Source organism: Marinifilum sp. D737 (assembly GCF_026672275.1).
Classification (GTDB): Bacteria; Bacteroidota; Bacteroidia; order Bacteroidales; family Marinifilaceae; genus Marinifilum.
In genome coordinates this window covers 488,137-499,055 of sequence record NZ_JANQCD010000001.1, presented here as the reverse complement: position 1 = coordinate 499,055, position 10,919 = coordinate 488,137, and the positions used below count along the sequence as shown (strand labels likewise).

10 protein-coding genes and 2 tRNA genes are annotated in these 10,919 nt (G+C 35.5%); 6 read left to right on the top strand and 6 right to left on the bottom strand.

Features of this window, described 5'->3' with window-relative positions:
• Positions 1 to 379 precede the first annotated feature (379 nt).
• The 6 genes from tsaA to NQ163_RS02195 all read right to left on the bottom strand — a co-directional run bounded on the left by tsaA (position 380) and on the right by NQ163_RS02195 (position 4,786).
• Positions 380 to 868 (bottom strand): tRNA (N6-threonylcarbamoyladenosine(37)-N6)-methyltransferase TrmO, encoded by a 489-nt coding sequence (gene tsaA, locus NQ163_RS02220; protein ID WP_268188675.1) that lies wholly within the window; start codon positions 866 to 868, stop codon positions 380 to 382.
• A gap of 241 nt (positions 869 to 1,109) precedes the next feature.
• Positions 1,110 to 2,516, bottom strand: coding sequence for an aspartate ammonia-lyase (gene aspA / locus NQ163_RS02215; RefSeq protein WP_268188674.1), 1,407 nt, complete (start codon positions 2,514 to 2,516; stop codon positions 1,110 to 1,112).
• A gap of 295 nt (positions 2,517 to 2,811) precedes the next feature.
• On the bottom strand, positions 2,812 to 3,318 hold the full coding sequence (locus NQ163_RS02210; protein WP_120238758.1) for a DUF4494 domain-containing protein: 507 nt from the start codon (positions 3,316 to 3,318) through the stop codon (positions 2,812 to 2,814).
• Between the two features lie 324 nt (positions 3,319 to 3,642).
• Positions 3,643 to 3,716, bottom strand: a tRNA-Met gene (locus tag NQ163_RS02205).
• 508 nt (positions 3,717 to 4,224) lie between these two features.
• Complete coding sequence (locus tag NQ163_RS02200; RefSeq protein WP_268188673.1) at positions 4,225 to 4,488, bottom strand: GIY-YIG nuclease family protein; 264 nt, start codon at positions 4,486 to 4,488, stop codon at positions 4,225 to 4,227.
• A 224-nt stretch (positions 4,489 to 4,712) separates the two neighbouring features.
• Positions 4,713 to 4,786 (bottom strand) — tRNA-Met (locus NQ163_RS02195).
• Between the two features lie 451 nt (positions 4,787 to 5,237).
• Between NQ163_RS02195 and NQ163_RS02190 the strand changes: the two genes are divergently transcribed.
• The 6 genes from NQ163_RS02190 to NQ163_RS02165 all read left to right on the top strand — a co-directional run bounded on the left by NQ163_RS02190 (position 5,238) and on the right by NQ163_RS02165 (position 10,888).
• A complete protein-coding gene (locus tag NQ163_RS02190) occupies positions 5,238 to 5,612 on the top strand; it encodes an START-like domain-containing protein (protein ID WP_268188672.1) in 375 nt (124 codons plus the stop codon).
• Positions 5,613 to 5,769: 157 nt separating this feature from the next.
• Positions 5,770 to 7,227: an LptF/LptG family permease gene (locus NQ163_RS02185; protein ID WP_268188671.1), complete on the top strand. Its 1,458-nt coding sequence runs from the start codon at positions 5,770 to 5,772 to the stop codon at positions 7,225 to 7,227.
• Complete coding sequence (locus NQ163_RS02180; protein WP_268188670.1) at positions 7,220 to 7,690, top strand: nuclear transport factor 2 family protein; 471 nt, start codon at positions 7,220 to 7,222, stop codon at positions 7,688 to 7,690. The genes NQ163_RS02185 and NQ163_RS02180 overlap by 8 nt, the downstream gene beginning before the upstream one ends.
• 1 nt (position 7,691) lies before the next feature.
• Positions 7,692 to 7,859, top strand: a complete 168-nt coding sequence (locus NQ163_RS02175; protein WP_165836038.1) for a DUF5522 domain-containing protein — start codon at positions 7,692 to 7,694, stop codon at positions 7,857 to 7,859.
• A 1-nt stretch (position 7,860) separates the two neighbouring features.
• A complete protein-coding gene (gene fmt, locus NQ163_RS02170) occupies positions 7,861 to 8,817 on the top strand; it encodes a methionyl-tRNA formyltransferase (RefSeq protein WP_268188669.1) in 957 nt (318 codons plus the stop codon).
• A 286-nt stretch (positions 8,818 to 9,103) separates the two neighbouring features.
• Positions 9,104 to 10,888 (top strand): AMP-dependent synthetase/ligase, encoded by a 1,785-nt coding sequence (locus tag NQ163_RS02165; RefSeq protein ID WP_268188668.1) that lies wholly within the window; start codon positions 9,104 to 9,106, stop codon positions 10,886 to 10,888.
• Positions 10,889 to 10,919: the final 31 nt, after the last annotated feature.

Sequence of the window (10,919 nt, the reverse complement as noted above, 5' to 3'; positions counted from 1 at the left end):
CCTTAAGCTATCGTTAGTTTACTTCTGCTGACTGGTTAATCACCACTAAACTACAAAATCAGTTGTATTAACCATGACTATGCAAACCTAAGGGATAGCTATCGGGACTAGGGCGCGTAAGCACAAACTCCTTCTACTTGAAAACATTAAGTTTCCCGAAGTATCGGGAGGGTGATCTTCTCTCCCGATTATGAATTTTGTTGCATTTGACTCCCAAATGCTTACAAATTCTATTTCGGGACGAAGCTTCCCCGTCTCTCTAAATATTTTCTGCGGATAAGAAGCTTGTTCTTCCAATGCCCAACACCCCAGTTCAAACAAAGTAGAGATTATTTTTAAACTTATATGAAGTACCCACTGTAAATCATACAGAGCCACTTTATTTAATAAATCGCTTGTCTGATTTTATTTCCCGATTCTTCTCCTTCCATTTTTCGTCTAACCAACCAGAGACTGCATCGGGACGATTATCAAACTTCGAAAAGAAAGGTTTGATGTCCAATAAAGGAGTTCCATCCAGGATATCCACATCCTCAACATGTAAAACATTGCCCTCTATCGACTTAAGTTTAACGGTTGACATTCCAATGGCATTGGGTCTTCGGGGTGCTCTGGTAGCAAATAAACCATGGGTTTTATCGTCCATGAATGGTTTTACATCCAATTCGTAGCCTTCCGATTTATGTAGATGATAAATCAATATCACATGCGAAAAAGACTCTAAGTCTCTTAATCCATCAAGCAATTCAGGCTTTAATTCGACTCTTGCCTCAACGCCTCTTGCACTTAGAGGCTGAATGGGCATATTTTCTCTGGTTTTGTGAGGTGTATGAATTGTTCCTATGGACTTAAAACTTATTTCTGACATGGCATTTACAATTTAAGATCAGGTAAATGTAAGAATTCTAAAGAGACAAAGTCAAGGGGTGACTGATTTGCACCTTGTAAATATTCACCCTTTGACTGACAAAAAATAAAAGAGGTTGAATCGAAATCGAATCAACCTCTTTAATGCGCCAAGAACTCAATGATAGAGTATTCTCCAAGTTAAATTGGATTGTTGTTTAAGAAACAAAGTAATTAACCAAAATTCGGTTAAAATCAATCCTTTAAGCTTCAACAAATTTTTGAGGCTTAATCATTCTTTCCGGAGAAAGAATTTCGTCTAGCTTCTCTTTTGTCAATAATCCTTCTTCAAGAATTAAATCGTAAACACTTCGGTTTTCTGCCAACGCTCTTTTGGCAATTCTCGAAGAAGCTTCATATCCTAATGTTGGATTTACAGCAGTAACAATACCAATACTATTAAGAACCATTTCTTTACAGTGCTCAACATTTGCTGTAATTCCTTCAATACATCTTTCTTTTAATGTTGCCATTCCATTCTCCAACATTTCCATTGATTCAAAAATAGCACGAACCAAAACTGGTTCCATTACATTCAATTCCAACTGACCTGCTTCTGCAGCAAAAGTTACAGTTAAATCGTTACCAATTACCTTGTAAGCAATTTGGTTTACAACCTCAGGAATTACCGGGTTTACCTTACCTGGCATGATAGATGAACCTGGTTGCATTTTTGGCAAGTTGATTTCGTTCAATCCACAACGTGGTCCTGAAGATAACAATCTTAAGTCGTTACAGATTTTTGAAAGTTTAACAGCCAAACGCTTCACAGCTGATGAGTACATTACATACGAACCTGTATCAGGAGTAGCTTCGATTAAGTTACCAGCCAATACAATTGGAAGTTTTGTAATTTCGTTTAGGTGTGCAACACACTTTTCTGAGTAACCAGGCTCCGAGTTAATTCCTGTACCAATAGCAGTTGCTCCCATGTTTACTTCAAGGAACAATTTTGCATTTTGGTTCAATCTTTCGATTTCCTCTTCAAGATTTACAGCCCAAGCTTCAAATTCTTGCCCCAATGTCATAGGTACAGCATCTTGCAGCTGAGTTCTACCCATTTTTAAAACATCCTTGAACTCTTCCCCTTTCGCTCTAAATGCAGTAATCAATGATTTTAAGCCTGCCACCAAATTCTCATTCATATACATTAATGCAATTTTAATTGCAGTTGGATATGCATCATTTGTTGACTGAGATAGGTTAATGTGGTTGTTTGGATGACAGTGTTCGTATTCACCTTTTTGATATCCAAGAATTTCCAATGCTCTGTTGGCAATCACCTCGTTGGCATTCATATTGGTAGATGTTCCAGCACCTCCCTGAATCATATCAACAGGAAAATGATCATGGTGTTTTCCATCAATAAGCTCTTCACATGCCTTGGTAATCGCTTCAGTAACATCGTCAGTTAGTAGGTTAAGATCGTTGTTTGCTTTAGCTGCTGCCCATTTTACCATTGCCAAACCTTTAATAAAGTTTGGATATGCACTTAATTTAACACCGCAAATGTCAAAGTTTTCAACTGCTCTTAAAGTTTGAATGCCATAATATGCATCAGCTGGCACCTCTTTGTAGCCAATTAAGTCGTGTTCAGTTCTTGTTTTCATGGTGTGATTATACGTTTAAACCAATAAATCTGACTTCATATAGATCCCCTCATCTTAAAAGTCAAAACTTATTCAAGTCTGTTTTTTGTTGTTTGTTTATGCTGACAAATGTAGTAGAGAAAAGAAATTTCACCACGAAAAACACAAAAAATCAAAACACCAATTCACACACCTCTATTGAGATTGATTTATAGAACATTACAGCCATTTAACTTTACAGTAACAACAAGACATGCGTATGTTTTTCAACAGAAAACAATCGTTTTCGAAAAAAAACAGATCAGAAATTTCTGATCTATTCAAATTCGTTATCATTCGGTTCAATTTCCGAAACTGGTTTCAGATTCTCTGGAATTTCTTCATTCACCTCATCACTAAAAAATGGGAAGATATCCATAATAGGACTTTCTGAAACTGCTGGAATCTCATAAGGCACTATCATGTCACTTAAGCACTCTTCCAAAAATTCATATGCTTGTTTCACATTGTTTGCCTGTGCAAGCATGTAATTATTGCTTTTCTTTTCCTTACCAGATGCCTCATCCACATCAATAAATGCAACTTTAGCTTTAAACCAGCGGTCACCATTGTCATTAGGATACAATTCCGTGATGTTTGATTTGCTGATATTGGTTACATTAAACTCCCCACTAATCATTTGCTCCAGTTCTTTGTGAATTCTGGCCTCGGCTTCGGTAAAAGACATTGCATCCACCAAATATGGCTCCGATACTTTTTTCTCTTTTCCTGATACTTCATCCACCTTAACATACTTCACTTTACACTCAAACCAATTGTTCATACGATTACATTATTTAATTCTAAAAGCACCACATAGCTCTGGTTACTTTTAACATTGATATTTTATTTTAACGGATAGCAAAGATAAAAGAATTGATCCCTATTAAAATCAATTCTCCTAAAAATGGAGTATATAAAACAAAAAAGAATAATCTAAACCATCCTTTTTGTAGTGAAAGGCCGGTTTGCGTGTCCCGAATTTATTCGGGGAACCGCCGACCTTCCCGATTTTACATCGGGACGCTCTTACCAATCATACTTTTTAAAGTAGAAAATCCAGGGTATAAAAAAAGAGAAACAGTTTTAAACTATTTCTCTTTTAGAGTAGCGAGAGGCGGGTTTGAACCGCCGACCTCATGATTATGAATCATGCGCTCTAACCAACTGAGCTACCTCGCCGTTTTGCTTGATTGCGGTGCAAATATAAGAGCATTTTATTTCTAAAAAAAATCTTTTTTCTGAAAATCTTTACAAAGAAATGACTCGATTCCTTAAACTATCTGTTTTACAGAAATGTTACAATTTGAAAAAATATTGTTTTTTTTTTGCAACATGCCATTTGACCTATGCCTGGAGTATATTTTTGCTAAAAAGTGGTAACTTTTTTATTGTTTTTATTGCAAAGGCTTATTCCGGTTGTCCCAATAATTATTGGAACTACGGCGACGTATGCTACAACAAGACGATTTTATTTTGTCAGATTAACATCCTCTCAATGCAATTTCAAAAAGGCATTAACTATTTGTCTTCCGACACACCTTTCGACTCAATGATTAGCTAAGAAATTTCAAGGCAAGAAAAAGAGAAACAGTTTTCATGGTTTTCCTTTTTGTAGCCAGAGGCGGGTTTGCGTGTCCCGAATTTATTCGGGGAACCGCCGACCTTCCCGATTTTACATCGGGACGCTCTAAGCATCGGAACCACTAAAAGAATTAATTAGTGCTTCTATATAAACTCTACTCTTTTTCTTTTTTATTTCCCTTTCTCGTAAAATGGCCAGCTTCTTTTCTTGAAACTCCTCATAATATAACAATTCCCATGGTCGACCAGATCTCGTTGAAGTTGTTGCTCCAGCATTATGCTTTTCAAGACGACAAACGATATCCGAAGTGTAACCTATATAATACCTTTCCGTCTTCTTACTCTTTAAAATGTAAACGAAATAGCTCATACAACTATAATAATTAAAAGAAAAGTTAAGATACAAAAAAGGGAAACAATTTTCATGGTTTCCTTTTTGTAGCCAGAGGCGGGTTTGCGTGTCCCGAATTTATTCGGGGAACCGCCGACTTTCCCGATTTTACATCGGGACGCTCCTACCAATCATACTTTTTAAAGTAGAAAATCCAGGGTATAAAAAAAGAGAAACAGTTTTAAACTGTTTCTCTTTTAGAGTAGCGAGAGGCGGGTTTGAACCGCCGACCTCATGATTATGAATCATGCGCTCTAACCAACTGAGCTACCTCGCCGTTTTTTTTATTTACACCCTAAGATAAAAAGCTTTTTACTCCTTTGCTACCGACCTTCCCGATACTAAATCGGGACGCTCTAACCAACTGAGCTACCTCGCCGTTTTTCCTAACGCGGTGCAAATATAGAATCCTTTTTCATTTAAAAAAAATCATTTCACATTTTTTTTCAATTCTTGAATTGTATATGATTTAATTTATCGATTTGTAAAATTTTCTTAACTTATATGGTGCAGGTAAACTAAGCATCTTAAAGAATTAACAATATGAGAAAAGCTAAAGATTTAAGAATCAGTTTTTATTATTAGAAAATTCTTAAGTATCTTGCGCGAAATTTAAGTATTGACTTACATTTCACCTTTTTAGTGCAGTATTTTAATACTGGGGGAAAAATTTATCAAGACAAACTTAATCCCCTTATTTTATTATCAAAACATTTATGCCCCAACAGATGAAACAATTTGAACTGGAATATGTACTTCAAGCTTCGCAAAAAGTAATTTTCGATCGACTAAGTAATGCAAGTGGATTATCAGAATGGTTTGCTGATGATGTAAATCAAAAAGGTAAAGTTTATACTTTCATTTGGGATGGATCGGAGCAGCAAGCAGAATTAATAACCAAGAAAGATAATCGTTTAATTCGCTTCCATTGGCTTGATAGTGAAGATGAAGACAGCTATTTCGAATTTAAAATTGAAATTGATGCTCTCACCAATGACCTATCTTTAATCATTACCGATTTTGCTGATGAAGATGAAATAGATGAAAGCATTGAACTTTGGGATACTCAAATCGCCGAATTAAAACATGTATTGGGAATATGATTTTTTAACAAATCATAACACCAAATCCTAAATAATTAGCTTATTTTTGTAAGCTATGTAAGACCAGTTTCTGCAAGTTATTGGTCTTATTTTTTAGGTAGCAGTGTGAGATCCATATAATAAAATTCGGATCTCGCTTCAATTAAAATATTTTAGAATGAAACGTTTACATTCATTTATTCTTAAAAGTTTTCTAGGGCCATTAGCCTTTACTTTCTTTATCTGCATGTTTGTCCTACTCATGCAATTCCTTTGGCGATATATCGATGAACTTGTCGGAAAAGGTTTAGAGTGGACAGTAATTGCTGAATTTTTATTTTACGTTTCTGCTACTTTAGTTCCAATGGCACTCCCTTTGGCTATTCTTTTGGCTTCTATTATGACCTTTGGGAATATGGGAGAGAATTATGAATTAACAGCTATGAAAGCTGCAGGAATTTCCTTGCAGAGAATCATGCAGCCACTTACCACTCTTGTGATAATTATTAGTATTAGTGCTTTTTTCTTTGCCAACTATGTAATGCCGGTGGCATCCTTAAAAACTACATCACTCTTAATTGATATTAAAAATCAAAAACCAGAACTGATCCTTAAAGAAGGTATTTTTACGAATGATCTTCCCAACTTTAGCATTAAGGTGGACGACATTGATAAAGAAACCGGAATGATGTATAAAATCTTGATATACGACCACCGTGATGGAAGAGGAAATACCAATGTAACAGTGGCTGATTCTGGCACTATGGTCACTTCTCCTGATAAGAAAAATATGGCTCTTACTTTGTACAGTGGCAATATGTATCAGGAGGTAAAAACCAAATCGAGAAGAGATAAAAAACATCCTTCACGAAGAATAAAATTTCAGGAATATAAAACAAACGTTCCTCTTAGAAGCACTGAATTAAAAAGAGGTAATGAGGATAGATACAGCAAGAACTATAGAATGCTAAATCTAAAACAGTTGGTACATTCTGAAGATTCCTTGCAAGGCAAATTGCAAAATGAAAAAAAGAGACTTGTTACCGGATTGATATCAAGACATTACTTTAAAAAAGAATCAAAATCAATGCGAAAAGATTCTGTGAAATCACAAGATCTTTCAGCAAAAACACTAAATGTTGATTCTTTATTTAAATCTACTACAATCACAAAACAATTAACCTCGGTAAGTTCTGCTCTTAGTTTTGCCAGAAAAGCAAGAGAAACTGTATCTAGAAAAGAAGGAGAATTATTGGTGCAAGAAAAATGGATTAAGAAATTCTCCAATGAGTGGCATAGAAAATTCACACTCCCTTTTGCATGTTTAATATTCTTCTTTATCGGAGCTCCACTTGGTGCAATCATCCGTAAAGGAGGCTTGGGAATGCCAGTAATTGTATCGGTGTTATTCTTTATTTTCTATTACATTATTTCCATGACTGGTGAGCGTTTTGCCAAAGAATTGGTTCTACCTCCTGCTCTTGGAATGTGGATTTCATCACTGATAATTCTTCCATTGGGAATTGTATTAACCTACAAAGCAACTACAGACTCTGCTGTTTTCAATATCGAAAATTATATTGATTTCTTTAAAAAGATTAACCCGACAAAATTTTTCAAAAAGAAAAATGCATAAATCTATATTCACAATTCTAATTGCAGTTTTGGGATTATTCTCTGCTTGCTCAAAACAAGTAGCATATTCCGAAAAAGAAGTCAACCAACTTCTTAATGATTGGCATAAAGCTGCCGCAGATGCTGATTTAGAAAAGTATTTTGGCTTGATGACAGAAAATGCAAGCTACATTGGAACCGATCCATCGGAAAGATGGACCAAACAAGAGTTCCACAATTTTTGCAAGCCATATTTTGAAAAGGGAACAACCTGGAATTTTAAAGCCTTTGATAGAAAAATTTATACTTCGGAAGGCAAGAAAACCATTTGGTTCGATGAACTTTTAAATACCTGGATGGGAGTTTGCAGAGCTTCTGGAGTACTGGTTATTGAAAACAACGAATATAAAATATCTCACTATCATCTTTCGGTTACCATTAAAAACGAAAGCATAAAAGAGTTTTTAAAAATTAAACAAGACTAATATGTTTGACGATTTAAAACCAGATATTGATTACTATATGCACCCTGATGGATATAGAATCATGACAAAAAAATATCTTACCGAGAGAGGGTATTGCTGTGGCAATGGATGCAAACATTGCCCTTATTTTCCAAAACACAATAAAGGAAACAGGAACTTAAAGGAATAGTATGAGTTTACGTGTAGTATATATGGGAACACCCGATTTTGCGGTGGCTCCTCTTGAAGCTCTTTTAAATGCAGGGGTTAATGTAGTTGGTGTTGTTACCAACCCTGATAAACCTGCAGGTAGAGGTCAAAAAATACAAGAAGCAGCAGTTAAAAAGTATGCTGCAGAAAAAGGATTGAAAATTTTACAACCTGAAAAATTCAGAAATGAAGAATTTCTTGCAGAACTTAAATCATTAGAAGCTGATTTGCAGGTTGTGGTTGCCTTTAAAATGTTACCGGAAGTAGTTTGGAACATGCCAAAATTTGGTACTCTAAATCTTCATGCTTCCTTGCTTCCTCAATATCGTGGTGCTGCGCCAATTAACTGGGCAATCATTAATGGTGATAAAGAAACTGGTGTATCTACATTTCTTTTAAAGCATGAAATTGATACGGGTAACATCATTTTTCAGGAAAAAACCGAGATTGGTGAAAACGACAATGCTGAAATCATCCATGATAAACTAATGAATATTGGTGCTGATTTGGTTGTTAAAACAGTTAAAGCAATCGAAGCCAATGACTATCCACAAATCCCGCAGGAAAGTATTGCTGCAGACGAATTAAAATCTGCACCAAAAATATTTAAAGAGGACTGTAAGATTGATTGGACAAAGAATATCAATTCCATTCACAATTTAATTCGAGGATTAAGTCCGTACCCAGCATCGTGGACAGAATTGATTCCGAATGAAGAAGAAAAAAAGATCGGTCTTAAAGTTTTCGCAACCGAAAAAATAATTGAAAATCACAACAAAGAAATAGGTAGTTTGTACACCGATGGCAAAACTTACTTAAAAGTGGCTGTAGAAGGCGGATTTCTATCCATTACAATGCTGCAACAGGCAGGCAAGAAACGCATGAAAGTCGAAGATTTTCTTCGCGGATTTCAACAAATATCCAACTATCATTTATAAAATTTCAAAGGAAGCCCAAAAGCTTCCTTTTTTTTCGCTTACCAAATAAAAAAGAATTCTTACCAATTATTCTTTTATTTTCAGATTCCTTTTTGTAAATTTTATGTAAGTGTAAAAAGATTTCGGAAAATCTCTGAAACCAATTCCCAATACAACTTCTTACACAAAACTTAAATCAACACTAAATCTCTCACCTCTAATCATTAGAGATTAAGTTCCTGCGCATCAAAATGCTTCGAAATCATTTTGAAATGCTGTAATGCCTTACATACTTAAACTTTAAATTATGGTTACGCGCATTTTCGACTTACTGGATGTTTATCGGGAAAATTATCCTGATAAAACAGATGCTTTCGCAAAGAAAGAAGATGGCAAGTGGATTAAATATTCCACAGAACAATATCTGAAATATTCAGATTTAATTAGTTACGCTTTGCTGGATAGTGGTCTTAAAAAAGGAGACCGGGTTATCACCATTTCGAACAACAGACCCGAATGGAATTTTGTTGATATGGCCTTGGCACAAATTGGTGTAATTCATGTTCCCCTTTATCCAACGATTAGTGCAAAAAGCTATGACTTTATCATTCATCATTGTGAACCGAGCATAATTTTCGTTTCCAGTGAAGAATTGTACTGCAAAATTGAACCACTTTTAAACGATCATCCTTCGGTAAAAGAGGTGTATGCTTTCGATAAAATTAAAGCTGTTACTCATTGGTTACGATTACTTGATATGGGTAAGGCTCTTGATGACAAATATGTGGATGAATTAAAATCCATTAAAGAAAACATCCAACCACAAGATGTGGTTACCATCATATATACATCGGGAACAACAGGCAATCCTAAAGGTGTAATGTTATCGCACAAAAACTTCACTAGTAATGTGCTGGCTTCGGCTGCACGTTTAATTTTAAATTCAAGTCACAAGTGTTTGAGTTTTTTACCAATCAACCATGTTTATGAGCGAATGGTTAACTATCAGTATCAATACAAGGGAATTAGTATCTATTATGCTGAAAGTATGGAAACCATTGGCGATAATTTGCGGGAGATTAAACCTCATGGGTTCGCCACCGTTCCCCGATTACTGGAAAAAGTATATGACAAGATTATGGCTAAGGGAAAAAGCTTGCCTACCATAAAGAAATCCTTGTTCTTATGGGCTGTTAATCTTGGTCAAAAATATGAACTGAACAGAGCAAATGGCTGGTGGTATGAATTCAAACTGAAAATTGCCAGAAAGTTAATCTTTAGCAAATGGCAGGAAGCTCTTGGTGGTAACATCATGTTCATGTGTTCGGGTGGAGCTGCGCTTCAGGTTAGGTTAGAGCGTTTATTTTGGGCTGCTGGCATTCCTGTTCAGGAAGGATATGGATTAACGGAAACCTCTCCTATTATTGCGGCCAATCAAAACGCCTACCCAGATGTAAAGTTTGGAACCGTAGGTCCTGTTTTAGATGGCGTAGAGGTTAAAATTGCTGATGATGGAGAAATTCTGGCTAGAGGACCAAATATCATGCTGGGATATTACAAAAATCCAGAACTAACCAATGAAGTTATCGATAAAGATGGTTGGTTCCATACTGGTGATATTGGCTGTATGGTGGAAGATCGATTCCTCAAAATCACGGATCGAAAGAAGGAAATTTTTAAAACTTCAGGTGGAATTTATATCGCTCCACAGGTAATTGAAAATAAACTGAAGGAATCTCCTTTTATCGATCAGGCAATTGTAATTGGTGAATTCAGACGCTTTCCTTCTGTATTAATTTCCCCGGATTTTGAATTCCTAAAAGAATACTGCAAAAGAAAGAAATTGGATTTTATTAGTCCGGAAGAGATTATTAAAAATGAGCGTATTCAAATACGAATTTGGAAAGAGGTTGAGAAAACCAATGTAAATCTCGATCGACCAAAGAAAATTAAAACCAGTCGTTTGGTTTCAGATGTTTGGACTCCTGAATCTGGTGAATTATCGCCAACCTTAAAACTCAAAAGAAAAGTTTTAAAAGACAAATACGACAATCTGATTCGAGATATATACGCCTACGAAGAAGAACTTTAAACAAGTATTCACACACACTATAACAAATAAA